The organism is Pseudomonas sp. CAM1A, assembly GCF_047501685.1.
Taxonomy (GTDB): Bacteria; Pseudomonadota; Gammaproteobacteria; order Pseudomonadales; family Pseudomonadaceae; genus Aquipseudomonas.
The window spans coordinates 70,364-84,054 of the sequence record NZ_JBFNXP010000005.1 but is presented as its reverse complement, the minus strand read 5'-3'; the positions used below and the strand labels follow the sequence as shown (position 1 = coordinate 84,054).

Here is a 13,691-nt window from a genome sequence, read left to right as displayed (position 1 = left end):
TAATAATTAGTTCTATTCATTGAGTTACTTATGCCCCTGACCGACAACCAACACCGCTTCGGCATGCAGCTGGCCCAGATGTCCCGAGGCTGGCGCGCCGAGCTGGACCGCCGCCTGGCCGGGCTCAACCTGTCGCAAGCCCGCTGGCTGGTGCTGCTGCACCTGGCCCGGTTCGATGAGGCGCCGACCCAGCGTGAGCTGGCCCAGAGCGTGGGCGTGGAAGGCCCGACCCTGGCGCGCCTGCTCGACAGCCTGGAAAGCCAGGGGCTGGTGCGCCGCCAGGCGGTGATGGAAGACCGCCGGGCGAAGAAGATCCTGCTGTGCCCGCCGGCCAAGCCGCTGATCGACCAGATCGAGACCATCGCCAATGCGTTGCGGCTCGAGTTGTTCACCGGCGTCGACGAGGCCGATCTGGAAGTGTGCATGCGCGTGCATGCGAGGATTCTCGATAATCTCGAGAAGTCCTGAACCCTCCGTAAATCGCGGGGCAAGCCCGCTCCCACAAGATTCTGCTCGGCTTGTGGGAGCGGGCTTGCCCCGCGATCGTTTCTAGAAGGTATGCCCCAGGTTCAGGTACACCGCCTTCTCGTCGGCATCATTGACCCCATAGCTCAGGTTCAACGGCCCCAGCGGCGTTTCCAGCCCGAGGAAGATGCTCGCCGCATTGATATAGCCGCTGTCGAACTCGTTGTCGTTGTTCCACGCTCGCCCGCGTTCCAGCGAGCCGCCCAGGTACAGCGGGAAGTCCAGCGGCAGGTAGGCGCGCGGGGTCAAGCGGCGGTAGTAGACCATGCGCAGCAGGCTCATGTTCTGCCCGGAGATCGAGTCCTGGCGGAACCCCGATAGCTGCCGGGCGCCGCCGAACACGAAGCTTGAGGTCACCACTTCGGCATCGTCCAGGGTGCGCCCGTAGCGCCCGCCCAGCACCAGGGTGTTCGGCCCGCTGCTGATGGCCTTGTCCAGGTTGAACAGCCACTGCCGGTAGTTCTGGTCCGAATCCAGCGACTTGTCGTACTTGCGCACGGTCAGGCCGATGTCTTCGCCGCTGTGCGGGAAGTAGACGTTGTCGAAGGTGTCGAAGGAGTACTTGAGCTCGTAGAAGCCCTCATTGAAGCTGACCTTGGGCAGGTCCTGGTCGCCGATGCGCACCTCGGCGTTGCCCCAGGCCTTGCCCACGCCCAGGCGTACCTCGCCGTAGGTGCCGATCTGCCGCCCGACATTGAGCCCGAAGCCGTAGCGTTCCAGGCGGTATTCGGCCACCGGGTCGTTGTCCAGGGTGGCTTCGACATTCTGTGAACCCAGGGCCAGGTAAGGGGCGATGAAGTAGCGCGAACCGACGTCCAGCGGCTGGTAGAACTCGCTGTACAACTCCTGCTCGTCACCGATCTGCGCCCGGGTCAGCCATTCGCCGCCGAGCCGGTTGATGCCGTTGACCCGGTAGCTCGCGCCGAGGTTGAAGGCGCTGTCGCCGCGCAGGTCGTCCGACAGGTTCAGGCCCAGGCGCAGGTAATCGGTACCGCCACGCCGGCCGCGGGCGTTGATCACCAGGGTATGCTCATCGCCCTTGTGCGCGACGCGGTATTGCACCTGGTCGAAGTAGTCCAGCCCGTAGAGGGTGCCCATGTCGGTCTGCAGGCGGCCGAGGTCCAGCGGCTCGCCGATGGGTTGGCGGATGTAGTAGCGGATCACGTCGTCACTGACCTTGGAGTCGTTCTCCACCTTGATGGCGGTGATGATCGGCGTGCGCTGCTTCGGCGAACGCGCCACCGCCAGGTTGCTGTCACCCTCGGGCCGGCGCAGCACCGCCAGGCGCGGATCGAGGGCGCGGGTGGCGCGGTAGCCGGCATCGATCATGTCCTGGGCGCGGCCGAAGTCGGTGACGCCGAACGCGGACAGCGGCGGCTGGACGAGGATGTCCTCGCGGCGCAGGCTGGCCAGCTGTTCCTCGGAATTGCGCCGGGTCATCAGGGTGATCGACTGGTTGAGCACGTCGACCACCGTGGCCAGTTGTTTGCGGTTGCGCAGCGGGGTACCGATGTCGACGACGATGGCCAGGTCCACGCCCATCTCGCGCACCACGTCCACCGGGATGTTGTCGGTCATGCCTCCGTCCACCAGCAGGCGTCCGTCCAGTTCCACCGGGGCGAACACCGCCGGGATCGACATGCTGGCGCGGATCACCTGGGGCAGGTGGCCGCGACGGAAGATCACCTTCTCGCCACTGGTGATGTCGGTGGCCACGGCGCGAAACGGGATCGGCAGCTTGTCGAAGTCGCGCACGTCGGCGGCATGGGCCAGCTTGCTTTCCAGCAGCAGGGCGAGGTTCTGGCCCTGGATCACGCCCAGTGGCAGGCCTAGGCTGCCGTCGTCGCGAAAGCTCAGCTTCTGCTTGACCAGGAAGTCGCGGTCGTCCTGCTTGCGCCGGAACGGCACGTCCTTGCGCGGTGGGGCGTCGGAGAGTGCCTGTTGCCAGTCCAGGGTGGTGGCCAGTTTTTCCAGTTCGGCGATGCTGTAGCCCGAGGCGTACAGCCCGCCGACCACCGCGCCCATGCTGGTGCCGGCGATGGCGTCGATGCGCACGCCCTGTTCTTCCAGGGCCTTGAGTACGCCGATATGGGCCAGGCCGCGGGCGGCACCGCCCGACAGCACCAGGCCGATTTTAGGCCGTGCCGTTTCGGCGGCATGCAAAGTGATGGAGGTGAGCATCAGCAGGAGGCAGAACAGCAGGCGGCGCATCGTGAGTCTCAAACCAGAGGGTAAAGACCGCTAGTATAAGCGGCCCTTCCTACGGAGTTCCCCGACATGGCAGACAGCAAGCCACAAATTGTCATCACCTATTGCACCCAGTGCCAATGGCTGCTGCGCGCCGCCTGGCTGGCGCAGGAACTGCTCAGCACCTTCGCCGACGACCTCGGCCAGGTGGGGCTGGAGCCGGGCACCGGGGGTGTGTTCCGCATCACCTGCGACGGCGTGCAGATCTGGGAGCGCAAGGCCGACGGCGGCTTCCCCGAGGCCAAGGTGCTCAAGCAGCGGGTGCGCGACCAGATCGATCCGCAGCGCGACCTGGGTCACAACGATCGCTGATCAGGCGCTTTCGGCCACGCTCTGCCGAGCCGGTTGCGCGGCGGCCAGGCGGCTGGACAGCACGATGGCGAAGATGATCAGCGCGCCACCGGCGAGCATGCGCAGGGTTGGTTGTTCGGCGAACACCACCCAGGCCACGGCAATGCCATAGACCGGCTCCATACCGAACACCACGGCGGCGGTACGCGCCTTGATCACCGCCAGGCTGGCGACGAACAGGCTGTGAGCGACGCCGGTGCAGAAGATGCCGAGCAGGGCTATCCACAGCCAGTCCATGGGTGCTACAGCGGCCAGGCCTGGGGCGGCGAACGGCAGCAGGCACAGGCTCACCACCAGGTTTTGCCACAGTGCCGCCTGCACAGCGGGCAGGCGCCCGGAGCCGGCGCGGTTGGTCAGCGACAGCAGCGAGAACAGCAGGCCTGAGAGCAAGGCCCAGAGCAGCCCGCCGGTAGCCTCGCTGGCCAGGTCGAACGCCGGGGTAACCAGCACCAGGCCGATGCTCACCAGCAGCACCAGGACAGCCTCGTTGCGGCGGATGCGTTCACGGAACAACAAGCCCTCGAGGATGACCGTGAAGGCCGGGAAGCTGGCGAAGCCGAGGGTGGCGATGGCCACGCCACCGACCTTGACCGCGATGAAGAAGCTCACCCAGTGCCCGGCCAGCAGCACGCCGCCCAGCAGCAGGCGGCGCAGGTCCTGGCCGCGCAGCGGTTGCCAGGCCTGGCGTGCCAGGCCGGCGAACAGGCCCAGGGCCAGGACGGCGAACATAGCCCGGCCGAAGACAATGATCGAGGGGCTGGCGCTGGCGGCCAGTTTGCCGAAGACGCCGGTCAGGCCGAAGAATAGCGCGCCGATATGCAGGGCGCCGAGGGCGGTGCGGTGGTTCATGGTGATCCCTGGAGTATGAGGTTTCCTGTACCGGCCCATCGCCGGCAAGCCGGCTCCCACAGAGGTGCGCGCGATCCTGTGGGAGCCGGCTTGCCGGCGATGGGCCGGTACAAGCGCCGGAAATAGTGGCAGCAGTGTAAAAAGAACTGCCGGCGCTTTCTGTCGCCCAACTAGCGTTCCTTGTCGTCAGGCTCGCGCCGCAACGCCAGCGGCGTGCAGCCGAACGCCCTTAGCACCGCCGCGCTGAATGCGCTCTGCGAGCCATACCCCACCCGCGCCGCGACCTCACCCACTGGCAGCAGCGTCTCACGCAACAGTCGCCGCGCCATCGACAGCCGCCGTTGGCGGATGTAGTCCATCGGCGTCATGCCGCACTCGCTGGCAAACCGCGCATGCAGCCGCGCACTGGACAGCCCGGCCAGCCGCGCCAGGTCGGCGACCTGCAACGGGTAGGCGGCGTGCTGCTCGATATGGCGGTCGAAGGCGGCATAGGGCAGGCGCCTGCTGGCCAGTACCGGGGCGCAGGCCTGTGGATTGAGGCTGGCCAACAGCAACACCGCGCCCTGGCGGGCAATCAGCGGGTCGTCCACGGGGCTGGTTGCCAGCCAGTCCACCAATTGCTGCTGGCGGCTGTCCAGGGTCAGTGGGCCGGGGCGGTCGAGCAGGCGGCGGCTGTCGTCGGCGTGCTCGCCCAGATGATCGCCGAGCCAGTGTCCGCCCGGCACGTCCAGCACCAGGCAGTCGCTGCCTTCGCGGCTCCCACAAGTGTGGTGGGCACCGGCGGGTACCACCATCAGATCCTGGCGAGCGACGCGGCCACCGCGTCCATCCACCTCGAAATCCAGGCGCCCGCCGAGGCCGAACACCAACTGTGGATGGTCGTGGCTGTGGGCGATCAGGTCGTGGCGGTAATGACGCAACGAGAGCAAGGGGCCGGCGGTCATGGTGAGTCCTCACGGGGCAGGCGCAGATTGTACACCTGCGGGCGAGGGCAGGATGGTCATGTCCCTGCCACCAATCTGTCACCTGCGCCTGCCAGTCTCCAGCAAACAGCGCCGGAGCCTGCCCATGAGCCACGCCGAACCCACCCGTCCATCACGCAAGCAGCGTGTCCGCACCCTGTGGATTTCCGATGTACACCTGGGCACCCGCGACTGCCAGGCCGAACACCTGGCGCACTTCCTCAAGGGCTACCAGGCCGAGCGCATCTACCTGGTCGGCGATATCATCGATGGCTGGAAACTGCGCAGCGGCATCTACTGGCCCCAGGCCCACACCAATGTCATCCGCCGCCTGCTGACCCTGAGCAAGCGCGGCACCGAGGTGATCTATGTCACCGGCAACCATGACGAATTCCTGCGGCGTTATTCGAAACTGATCCTGGGCAACATCCAGCTGGTGGACGAGGCCGAACACCTCACCGTCGACGGCCGGCGCTTGCTGGTGATCCATGGCGACCAGTTCGACGTGATCACCCGCTACCACCGCTGGCTGGCGTTTCTTGGCGACCGGGCCTACGAGTTCACTCTGGTGCTCAACCGGTGGCTCAACCACTGGCGCGCCCGTTACGGCTATGGCTACTGGTCGCTGTCGGCGTACCTCAAGCACAAGGTCAAGGGCGCGGTGAACTTCATCAGCGACTTCGAGGACGCCATCGCCCACGAGTGCACCCGGCGTGGCTTCCACGGCGTGGTGTGCGGGCATATCCACCATGCCGAGATCCGCCAGGTGGGCGAGGTGGAATACCTCAACTGCGGCGACTGGGTGGAGTCGTGCACTGCGCTGATCGAACACTGGGACGGGCAGATCGAGCTTTATCGATTCGCCGAGGCTCAGGCGCGGGAGGCGGCATTGCGCCTGGCGGAGTTGGGCGAGCCGGCCTGACCGCGCATCGACGCCATCGCGGGGCCAGCCCGCTTCCATGCTTGACGTGGGAGCGGGCTGGCCCCGCGATCCGTTTCAGAAGGCGATACGCCCCAGCAGGATGTCACGGAACATGGCGAAGTCGCCGATCAGGCTGTACCAGGGGTGGCTGAAGGTGGCGGGGCGGTTCTTCTCGAAGAAGAAGTGCCCGGCCCAGGCGAAGCCATAGCCGGCCAGCGGCACGGCCAGCAGCAACAGCCACTTGCCGCTGCCGATGCTGTAGGCGAGCAGGGCGATCACCAGGCTGGTGCCGACGAAATGCAGCCGGCGGCAGGTGGGGTTGCTGTGCTCGCCCAGGTAATAGGGGTAGAACTCGGCAAAACTGCGGAACTGCGCGGTGCGGGTCATGGCGGGCTTCCGGATCTGCTGGGCTTGCTGACAGGATACACGGCGTGGAGCCTGAATCGAGTCTAGAGTCACTGGGTGCCGTGGCCAGTGACAATAGGCGCCAATTGAGTATCCTTTCAGTTCACCGCAGGAGCGGTCAGCACAAGAGCCTGTCATGAGTGAGAGAACCACGTCAGCCAGCTGGGCATCAGGGATCGTCAAGGCACTCGAGCTGGAAGGGCTCGATTGTCCGGCCATGTTCAAGCAGCTCGGGCTCGACTTCGCCGCCCTGGACGACCCCGACGCGCGATTCACCCAGGATTCGATGACCCGCCTGTGGCAGCTGGCGGTCGAGCTGTCGGGCAACGAGGCGATCGGCCTTAACATGGCCCGGGTGGTGCGGCCGGCCTCGTTCCATGTGGTGGGCTATGCGCTGATGTCCAGCCGCACCCTGGCCGAGGGCTTCGAGCGCCTGGTGCGCTACCAGCGCATCATTGCGGAGAGTTCGGACCTGAGCTTTCGCCTCGAACCCGACGGCTATGCCCTGGTGCTGACCGTGCACGGTGACCACCTGCCGCCGACCCGACACAGCGCCGAAGCCTCGCTGGCCTGCGCCCTGGCGCTGTGCACCTGGCTCAGCGGGCGGCCGATCCAGCCACGACGGGTACTGATCCAGGGCGCCCTGCCGAAAAATGTCGAGCCGTACAAGGTGGCTTTCCACGCGCCGCTGCAGTTTGGCGCGGCCCATGATGCGCTGGTGTTGGCACGCGCCGACATGGAGGCGCCGTTGCCTACCGCCAACGAGGCGATGGCGGTGCTGCACGACCGTTTCGCCGGTGAGTACCTGGCGCGTTTCTCGGAAAGCCGGGTGACCCACCGCGTGCGCCAGGTGCTATGCCGCATCCTGCCCCAGGGCGAGCCCAAGCGCGAAACCGTGGCCCAGGCCCTGCACCTTTCGCAACGCACCTTGCAGCGGCGCCTGCAGGACGAGGGCACCAGCTTCCAGACCCTGCTCGACGACACCCGCCGCGAACTGGCCGAGCAGTATCTGGCGCAGCCTGGCACCACCTTGCTGGAAACCGCCTACCTGCTGGGTTTCGCCGACCCGAGCAACTTCTACCGAGCGTTCCGCCGCTGGTTCGACAGCACGCCGAGCGAGTACCGCACGCGCCTGTCGGTCAGTGACGCCAGAACGCCGGCATGCACAACACCAGCACCGTGATGATCTCCAGGCGGCCCAGCAGCATGCCGCCGGCCAGGATCCATTTGGCGGCATCCGGCAGCGTCGCATAGTTGCCGGCCGGGCCGATCACTTCGCCCAGTCCCGGGCCGACGCCCGAAACGGTACCAGCGGCACCGGTGAGCGCGGTCATCCAGTCCACGCCCAGCAGCGACAGCAGCAGGGCGATGATGCAGATGGTGATGGCGAAGAAGAACGAGAAGGTCAGGATCGAGCGCACGATCTCTTCGTCGAGGCGGTGGCCGTTGTATTTCTGCTTGATCACCGCACGCGGATGGATCAGCTGGTTGAGGTTGGCCTTGAGCAGGATGTAGGCGACCTGGAAGCGGAAGATCTTGATACCGCCGGCCGTCGAGCCGGAGCAGCCGCCGACGAAGCCCAGGTAGAAGAACAGCATCAGCGAGAAGTTGCCCCACAGGCTGTAGTCGCCCAGGGCAAAGCCGGTGGTGGTGACCACCGAGGTGACGTTCAGCGCCACGTGGCGCAGGGCATCGAGCCAGTGCAGCTCGGTGGTGGCCCAGTACCAGGTGCCGAGCACCAGCCAGGTGGCCACCAGCATGGCCAACAGGCCCTGCACCTGCTGGTCCTTGATCAGCGCCCGGCGGTGGCCGCGCAGGGTGGCCACGTACAGGGTGAACGGCACGCTGCCCATGATCATCACCACCACAGCCACCCAGTGCACCGCAGGGATATCCCATTTGGCCAGGGACTGGTCGGAGGTCGAGAAGCCGCCGGTGGAGATCGCCGACATGGCGTGGTTGATCGCATCGAACAGGCCCATCCCCGCCCACCAGAAGGCCAGGCTGCCGAGCACGGTGATACCGACGTACACCGCCACGATCGACTTGGCGACCATGTGCGAGCGCGGCATGACTTTCTCCGAACGGTCGGAGGACTCGGTCTGGAACAGGCGCATGCCACCGATGCGCAGCAACGGCAGGATCGCCACCGCCATGCCGATGAAGCCGATGCCGCCCAGCCAGTGCAGCATCGAGCGCCACATCAGGATGCCCGGCGACATGTTGTCCAGGCCGCTGAGCACGGTAGCGCCGGTGGCGGTGATGCCGGACATGCTCTCAAAGAAGGCGTCGGTGTAGCTGATGTGTTGGGTCAGCAGGAAGGGCAGGGCGGCGAACACGCAGACCACCAGCCAGCTGCTGACGGTCAGCAGGTACATGTCGCGGGGGCGCAGGTGCACATGTTCCGGGCGGCCGGGGATGACCAGGCCCAGGCCTGCGAGGAAGGTGATCAGGCTCGACCAGAGGAACGACGGCATGTCGCCGGTGCGCTCGAAGACCACCAGGGTCGCCATGGGCACCACCATGCTCACCGCCAGGGTGATCAGGAAGATGCCGATGATGAAACCAATGATCCTTAAGGTCGGCAACGCCATGTGATCTGCTCTGACTCGCTACGGAAAGGGCGCCATTCTACCTGTGGGTCGGGGGATGTAAACGCACGATTGTGCGCGCTTACACGACGGCGGCCCGATAGTGCAGAATGGCCGCACTTTCAATCTGCCAGGAGGGTAGCCCATGGAGGCTCTCGACGCATTGCTCAACCGTGTTTCCGTGCCACGCCTGACCGAACCTGCGCCCAATGCCGCCCAGCGCGAGGCGCTGTTCCAGGCCGCATTGCGTGCGCCGGATCATGGCCAGCTGCGCCCCTGGCGTTTCCTGACCATCGAAGGGCAGGGCCGGGAAAAGCTCGGCGAACTGTTCGCCGAAGCCGTGCAAGCCAAGGGTGAAGCCACCCAGGCGGCGCTGGACAAGGCCCGGGCGATGCCGCTGCGCGCGCCGTTGCTGATCGTGGTGATCGCCCGCCTGCAGGATCACTTCAAGGTGCCGAAGATCGAGCAGCGGCTGGCCGCGGGCTGCGCCGCCCATGGCATCCTGATCGCCGCACATGCCCAGGGTATCGGCGCGGTATGGCGCACCGGCGACATGGCCTTCGACGCCCATGTGCACAAGGGGCTGGGGCTTGCCGAAAACGAAGAACTGATCGGTTACCTGTATGTCGGCACGCCAATGACCGAGCCACGCACCGCGCCGATCCTGGAAACTGCCGAGTACGTCAGCGCCTGGGGCGAGTGATTGAGTGGGGCCGCTGTGCAGCGGCCCCTACATCAGTCAGCCAGCGCTGACCTCACAGGGCAGTTCCAGCGTAGCCACGAACCCACCCTGCGGATGGTTCGCAAGCTTCAGGCTGCCACCATGGCGCTCCGCCGCCTTGCGTGCAATCGCCAGCCCCAGCCCATGTCCCGGCGCCTCTTGCCCCGGTGCCCGAAAGAATGGCTCCCCCAACTGCTCCAGATATTCTGTCGCCACCCCCGGCCCGTGGTCGCGCACGCTCAGCACGATGCGGTCCTGTTCGCGGCTGGCGCGCAGTTCGATCGGCTGCCCGGCCGGATTGAAGCGCAGCGCATTGCGCAGCAGGTTGTCCACCGCCCGTTCGATCAGCGTCGGCCAGCCTTGCAGGGTCAGGCCCGGCTGCATCTCCAGGCGCACCTCCTGATCCGGCGCTGACAGCTGGGCATCCTTGCGCACGCCGCCCAGCAAGGCATTGAGGTCCACCGGCTCGGCATGCGCCTGCTCGGCATCGACCCGGGCCAGCACGAGGATTTCGCTGATCAGGTCTTCCAGGCGGTCGCATTCGCGGGTCAGGCGCGGCCACAGGGCCTGGCGCTGTTCCGGCTCGGCGCGCTCGGCCAGGGCCAGGGCGATGCGCAGGCGCGCCAGAGGCGAGCGCAGTTCGTGGGACACGTCGCGCAGCAACTGGCGCTGGCTGCCGATCAGGCTCTGCAGACGTGCGCCCATCTTGTTGAAGTCGTTGGCCAGCACGCCGAACTCGTCACGGCGCACGGCCAGCCGCGCCAGGCTGTTCTGCTGGTAGCTGGTCTGCCCCAGATCGTGCACGGCGCCGCGCAGGCGGCTGAGCGGGCGGGTGATCGACAGGGTTACCAGCAGGCTGAACAGCGTCAGCACCACCAAGGCTATGCCCAGGGCACTGAGCGGCCAGATCAGGCTTTCGCGGTGCCAGGCGGCCAGCTCCGGGTGGGGGATACGGTAGATCAGCAGGTAGGTCTCACCGCTGCCGGGGCTGGTGTATTCCTCGGTCAGGCGACGCCAGGGCAGGCGACGTTCGTCGTTGTGCTGGCGCGCCTCGAAGGCTGCGGCACGGCGCGGGAAGGTGCCGGGGACCACGGCATCGCCGCTGTCGTCGAGCACCTGCACGTCGATCTTGTAGCGTTGCTTGCGCCGTTCCAGAAAGCGTTGCGACGACTCCAGGCCTTCCTGTTCATAGTGCTGGGCCCAGTGGCTGGCCAGGTTGTTCAGGCCGGGGTGGCGACTGAGGATCCAGGTGTCCTGGTTGAGCATGTGCCCGAGCAGGATCGACAACCCGGCCACCAGGGCGATGGCCAGCCAGAAACTGGCCAGGATGCGCCAGAACAGTGAACGCAAGACAAGCACCTCCAGGAAATGGCGACAGCCCGGCGCGCTGGGAAGCGGGCCGGGTATCGGGGTGACAGCTTACTGGGCCTTGCCGGTTTTTTCAGCCTTCCAGGCCTGGAACTCCTGCCACTCGGCCTTGCGCGCGGCGCGCTCCTTCTGCAGGTCGTCGAACTTCTTCTGCTGGTCGGGTTTGAGCAAGGCGCGGATCTGGCCTTCGGTCTTGTCGTGGCTGGCCTTGAGCTCGTCCTTCAGGGCTTTCTGGTCGGCGGCCGGCAGCTTGGCGATGTAGCGTTCGTTGATGTCGCGGCGCTGCTTCATCTGCTCACCCATCAGCTTGCCGATCTGCTGGCGCTGGTCGCGGCTCAGGTCCAGCTGGGCGAAAGGCGCGTCACCGCGATGATGCGGGCCGTCGTGGCGCGGGCCGCCTTCAGGCATGGCCATGGCCACGGTCGGCAGGGCGGCGGCGAACATCAGGGCGATAAGGGTCTTGCGCATGGTGTCTCTCCTTTCAGGGGCCGGTGGTTACCGGATGAGCCCAGTCTAGGGAGATCAAGGTCAAGGGCGGTCAGGCGAGGGTAAAGGCTGGGTAAAGATGACAGGGCCGCTAAGCGGCCCTGGTTTTCCTACAGACTGTAGTAATAACCGCGACTGCGCAGGGCGACGATGCGCGGGCGGCCATCCGGGTGCGGACCGATCTTCTTGCGCAGGTTGCTGACATGCATGTCCAGGCTGCGGTCATAAAGCGTGAGCTTGCGGCCCAGGCCGATCTGCGCCAGTTCCTGTTTGTCCAGCGGCTCGCCGGGTTGGCGCAGCAAGGCTTCGAGGATGCGGCTTTCCGACAGCGTGAGGGTCATCTCGCGCTGGTCGATGCTGACCACGCCGCGTACCGGGCTGAAGATCAGGTCGCCGATCTCCACCTGGCTGCTGGGCGCGCTGGGGTGGCTGCGGCGCAGCACCGCGCGCAGGCGGGCGGTGAGCTCGCGGGGGTCGCACGGCTTGGCCAGGTAATCGTCGGCGCCCAGTTCCAGGCCAAGGATGCGGTCCAGCGGCTCGCCACGGGCCGAGAGCATCAGCACCGGCAGGTCGGTGTGTTCGCTGCGCAGCTGTTTGAGCAGTTCCAGGCCACTGCCATCGGGCAGCATGACATCCAGCACCACTGCCGCCGGGGCGTGGGCGGCCAAGGCCTGGCGCGCACTCTGGCCATCGTGGCAGGCGCGCACCGCAAACCCCTCCTGGGTCAGCCAGCTGCCGAGCAGCTCGCACAGTTCCTGGTCATCATCAATCAGTAACAGCTCGCTCATTTCTCACTCAATTCAACCATTGCCGGCGTCTTCTGTGTCCGCCGCTGGCTAAGATACCGCAGACTGCGGACAACAGTGCAACGGCCGAGCCGATCAGGAACCATTGCTGCTGGTCGGTCAGCGGGCTTTGCGGGGCGCTGGCGCCGGCCTGCAGTTCCTTGATCGTCAGCTTCAGGCGCTGGTTGTCCTGGCGCAGGCGGGCGAGCTGGGCGCTTTCACGCTCGCTGTCCTGGTTCTGCAGTTGCTGGGTCAGCGCCGTGCGCTGTTTCTCGCTCTCTTCCAGGCGCTGCTGCAAGTCGGTGATCCGCGCCCCGGCTTCCAGCGACAGCGGCTGTTCGGCCGCGGCGAAAGGGGACAGCAGCAACAGGCAAAGCAGCAGGGACATCGGACCTTGACGCATTGGAACTCCTGATTCCTATCGATTCAGGAGGTTGTCGGCCAATCGTCGGATTTTATGAATCGTGCAGCGCGGGATGCAGCTGGGAGCGGCTTCGTCGGAGCGGGCTTGCCTCTGCCAAGCCCGTCCCCCAAAAGCCTGTTACGGCAGGACTTGCTTGAACGGCTTGACCACGACCTTGGCGTACACGCCCGCGGCAATGTACGGGTCGGCGTCGGCCCAGGCCTGGGCCGCGGCCAGCGAGTCGAACTCGGCGACGATCAGGCTGCCGCTGAAGCCGGCGGCGCCCGGGTCGTTGCTGTCGATGGCCGGGTGCGGGCCGGCGAGTACCACGCGGCCTTCGGCCTTGAGCTGCTGCAGGCGCTCGATATGCGCGGGGCGGGCGGCCAGGCGGTTTTCCAGGGAATTTTCGACGTCGCTGGCGATGATGGCGTAGAGCATGTCAGTCCTTGGGCTTGGAGGTGGAGGGGTCGGCATCGTGCAGGTGGCGCGACAGGTAGACACCCTGGGCCACCAGGAACAGAACGGTCATGCCAAGGCTGCCGAATACCTTGAAGTCGACCCAGATGTCCTGGAAGGTGAAGGCGACGAACAGGTTGGCGGCGCCGCACACCAGGAAGAAGGCGATCCACGCCACGTTAAGGCGGTTCCACACTGTTTCTGGAAGTGTCAGGGCATGGCCCATGATGCGTTTGATCAGCACCCGGTCACCGATGAAGTGGCTGCCGGCGAACGCCAGGGCGAACAGCCAGTTGACAACCGGCGCCTTCCACTTGAGGAAGGTCTCGCTGTGGAAGGCCAGGGTCAGGCCACCGAACACCAGGCAGGCGACCAGGGTCAGCAACTGGCCCTTCTCCAGCTTGCCGTGGCGCAGGAACAGCGCGCCGTAGACCACCACGGAGCTGACGATCAGCATGGCGGTGGCGCTGTAGATCCCGCCGAACTCGAAGCCGTGGCCGGCGAATTCGACCGGGCGCGGGTCAAGCTTGTAGACGATGAAGAACAGCAGCAGCGGGATGAAATCGATGAATTGTTTCACAGTGGCAGCCAGAAGCGGGATGTGACGGCATAATAACAAA

At 66.0% G+C, this 13,691-nt stretch carries 16 protein-coding genes; 5 read left to right on the top strand and 11 right to left on the bottom strand.

The annotated features are described in order from the left end of the window. Positions 1-30: 30 nt before the first annotated feature. Positions 31-468 carry a MarR family transcriptional regulator gene (locus tag ABZO33_RS14630; protein ID WP_414536607.1) on the top strand — a complete coding sequence of 146 codons (438 nt, stop codon included), beginning with the start codon at positions 31-33 and terminating at the stop codon, positions 466-468. An 81-nt stretch (positions 469-549) separates the two neighbouring features. Here ABZO33_RS14630 and ABZO33_RS14625 read toward each other — a convergent pair whose 3' ends face one another. Then, positions 550-2,736, bottom strand: a complete 2,187-nt coding sequence (locus ABZO33_RS14625) for a patatin-like phospholipase family protein (RefSeq protein WP_414536606.1) — start codon at positions 2,734-2,736, stop codon at positions 550-552. A gap of 66 nt (positions 2,737-2,802) precedes the next feature. On the opposite strand from ABZO33_RS14625, the gene ABZO33_RS14620 reads away from it, so the two are divergent. Then, on the top strand, positions 2,803-3,084 hold the full coding sequence (locus tag ABZO33_RS14620) for a SelT/SelW/SelH family protein (protein ID WP_414536605.1): 282 nt from the start codon (positions 2,803-2,805) through the stop codon (positions 3,082-3,084). Here ABZO33_RS14620 and ABZO33_RS14615 read toward each other — a convergent pair whose 3' ends face one another. Then, positions 3,085-3,972, bottom strand: a complete 888-nt coding sequence (locus ABZO33_RS14615) for a DMT family transporter (protein WP_414536604.1) — start codon at positions 3,970-3,972, stop codon at positions 3,085-3,087. Between the two features lie 170 nt (positions 3,973-4,142). After that, a complete protein-coding gene (locus ABZO33_RS14610) occupies positions 4,143-4,916 on the bottom strand; it encodes an AraC family transcriptional regulator (protein WP_414536603.1) in 774 nt (257 codons plus the stop codon). A gap of 124 nt (positions 4,917-5,040) precedes the next feature. Between ABZO33_RS14610 and ABZO33_RS14605 the strand changes: the two genes are divergently transcribed. Then, positions 5,041-5,856, top strand: coding sequence for a UDP-2,3-diacylglucosamine diphosphatase (locus tag ABZO33_RS14605; RefSeq protein ID WP_414536744.1), 816 nt, complete (start codon positions 5,041-5,043; stop codon positions 5,854-5,856). 75 nt (positions 5,857-5,931) lie between these two features. On the opposite strand, the gene ABZO33_RS14600 is transcribed toward ABZO33_RS14605, so the two are convergent. Then, positions 5,932-6,243 (bottom strand): Mpo1-like protein, encoded by a 312-nt coding sequence (locus ABZO33_RS14600; RefSeq protein ID WP_414536602.1) that lies wholly within the window; start codon positions 6,241-6,243, stop codon positions 5,932-5,934. 154 nt (positions 6,244-6,397) lie between these two features. Between ABZO33_RS14600 and ABZO33_RS14595 the strand changes: the two genes are divergently transcribed. Further along, the gene (locus ABZO33_RS14595) at positions 6,398-7,444 is read left to right on the top strand and encodes an AraC family transcriptional regulator (protein WP_414536601.1); all 1,047 of its coding nucleotides are present in this window, start codon (positions 6,398-6,400) and stop codon (positions 7,442-7,444) included. On the opposite strand, the gene ABZO33_RS14590 is transcribed toward ABZO33_RS14595, so the two are convergent. Next, the gene (locus ABZO33_RS14590) at positions 7,401-8,855 is read right to left on the bottom strand and encodes a TrkH family potassium uptake protein (protein WP_414536600.1); all 1,455 of its coding nucleotides are present in this window, start codon (positions 8,853-8,855) and stop codon (positions 7,401-7,403) included. The genes ABZO33_RS14595 and ABZO33_RS14590 overlap by 44 nt on opposite strands. A gap of 142 nt (positions 8,856-8,997) precedes the next feature. Between ABZO33_RS14590 and ABZO33_RS14585 the strand changes: the two genes are divergently transcribed. Then, positions 8,998-9,555 carry an NAD(P)H nitroreductase gene (locus tag ABZO33_RS14585; protein ID WP_414536599.1) on the top strand — a complete coding sequence of 186 codons (558 nt, stop codon included), beginning with the start codon at positions 8,998-9,000 and terminating at the stop codon, positions 9,553-9,555. Between the two features lie 36 nt (positions 9,556-9,591). Here ABZO33_RS14585 and ABZO33_RS14580 read toward each other — a convergent pair whose 3' ends face one another. The 6 genes from ABZO33_RS14580 to ABZO33_RS14555 form a co-directional block, all read right to left on the bottom strand. Further along, positions 9,592-10,923: an ATP-binding protein gene (locus ABZO33_RS14580; protein ID WP_414536598.1), complete on the bottom strand. Its 1,332-nt coding sequence runs from the start codon at positions 10,921-10,923 to the stop codon at positions 9,592-9,594. Between the two features lie 69 nt (positions 10,924-10,992). Further along, the gene (locus ABZO33_RS14575; protein WP_414536597.1) at positions 10,993-11,409 is read right to left on the bottom strand and encodes a Spy/CpxP family protein refolding chaperone; all 417 of its coding nucleotides are present in this window, start codon (positions 11,407-11,409) and stop codon (positions 10,993-10,995) included. Between the two features lie 128 nt (positions 11,410-11,537). Next, complete coding sequence (locus ABZO33_RS14570) at positions 11,538-12,215, bottom strand: response regulator transcription factor (RefSeq protein ID WP_414536596.1); 678 nt, start codon at positions 12,213-12,215, stop codon at positions 11,538-11,540. A 7-nt stretch (positions 12,216-12,222) separates the two neighbouring features. Further along, complete coding sequence (locus ABZO33_RS14565) at positions 12,223-12,615, bottom strand: translation initiation factor 2 (RefSeq protein ID WP_102684315.1); 393 nt, start codon at positions 12,613-12,615, stop codon at positions 12,223-12,225. A 138-nt stretch (positions 12,616-12,753) separates the two neighbouring features. Continuing rightward, positions 12,754-13,053 carry a YciI family protein gene (locus ABZO33_RS14560; protein WP_038706584.1) on the bottom strand — a complete coding sequence of 100 codons (300 nt, stop codon included), beginning with the start codon at positions 13,051-13,053 and terminating at the stop codon, positions 12,754-12,756. Between the two features lies 1 nt (position 13,054). Further along, complete coding sequence (locus ABZO33_RS14555; RefSeq protein ID WP_023631974.1) at positions 13,055-13,651, bottom strand: septation protein A; 597 nt, start codon at positions 13,649-13,651, stop codon at positions 13,055-13,057. Positions 13,652-13,691 lie beyond the last annotated feature (40 nt).

Excerpts from the sequence above, each read along its gene's own strand:
- ABZO33_RS14565 (WP_102684315.1), bottom strand. The coding sequence starts at position 12,615 with ATGCGTCAAGGTCCGATGTCCCTGCTGCTTTGCCTGTTGCTGCTGTCC.
- ABZO33_RS14570 (WP_414536596.1), bottom strand. The coding sequence starts at position 12,215 with ATGAGCGAGCTGTTACTGATTGATGATGACCAGGAACTGTGCGAGCTG.
- ABZO33_RS14605 (WP_414536744.1), top strand. The coding sequence starts at position 5,041 with ATGAGCCACGCCGAACCCACCCGTCCATCACGCAAGCAGCGTGTCCGC.
- ABZO33_RS14600 (WP_414536602.1), bottom strand. The coding sequence starts at position 6,243 with ATGACCCGCACCGCGCAGTTCCGCAGTTTTGCCGAGTTCTACCCCTAT.
- ABZO33_RS14615 (WP_414536604.1), bottom strand. The coding sequence starts at position 3,972 with ATGAACCACCGCACCGCCCTCGGCGCCCTGCATATCGGCGCGCTATTC.
- ABZO33_RS14610 (WP_414536603.1), bottom strand. The coding sequence starts at position 4,916 with ATGACCGCCGGCCCCTTGCTCTCGTTGCGTCATTACCGCCACGACCTG.
- ABZO33_RS14595 (WP_414536601.1), top strand. The coding sequence starts at position 6,398 with ATGAGTGAGAGAACCACGTCAGCCAGCTGGGCATCAGGGATCGTCAAG.
- ABZO33_RS14590 (WP_414536600.1), bottom strand. The coding sequence starts at position 8,855 with ATGGCGTTGCCGACCTTAAGGATCATTGGTTTCATCATCGGCATCTTC.
- ABZO33_RS14625 (WP_414536606.1), bottom strand. The coding sequence starts at position 2,736 with ATGCGCCGCCTGCTGTTCTGCCTCCTGCTGATGCTCACCTCCATCACT.
- ABZO33_RS14620 (WP_414536605.1), top strand. The coding sequence starts at position 2,803 with ATGGCAGACAGCAAGCCACAAATTGTCATCACCTATTGCACCCAGTGC.
- ABZO33_RS14560 (WP_038706584.1), bottom strand. The coding sequence starts at position 13,053 with ATGCTCTACGCCATCATCGCCAGCGACGTCGAAAATTCCCTGGAAAAC.
- ABZO33_RS14575 (WP_414536597.1), bottom strand. The coding sequence starts at position 11,409 with ATGCGCAAGACCCTTATCGCCCTGATGTTCGCCGCCGCCCTGCCGACC.
- ABZO33_RS14630 (WP_414536607.1), top strand. The coding sequence starts at position 31 with ATGCCCCTGACCGACAACCAACACCGCTTCGGCATGCAGCTGGCCCAG.
- ABZO33_RS14585 (WP_414536599.1), top strand. The coding sequence starts at position 8,998 with ATGGAGGCTCTCGACGCATTGCTCAACCGTGTTTCCGTGCCACGCCTG.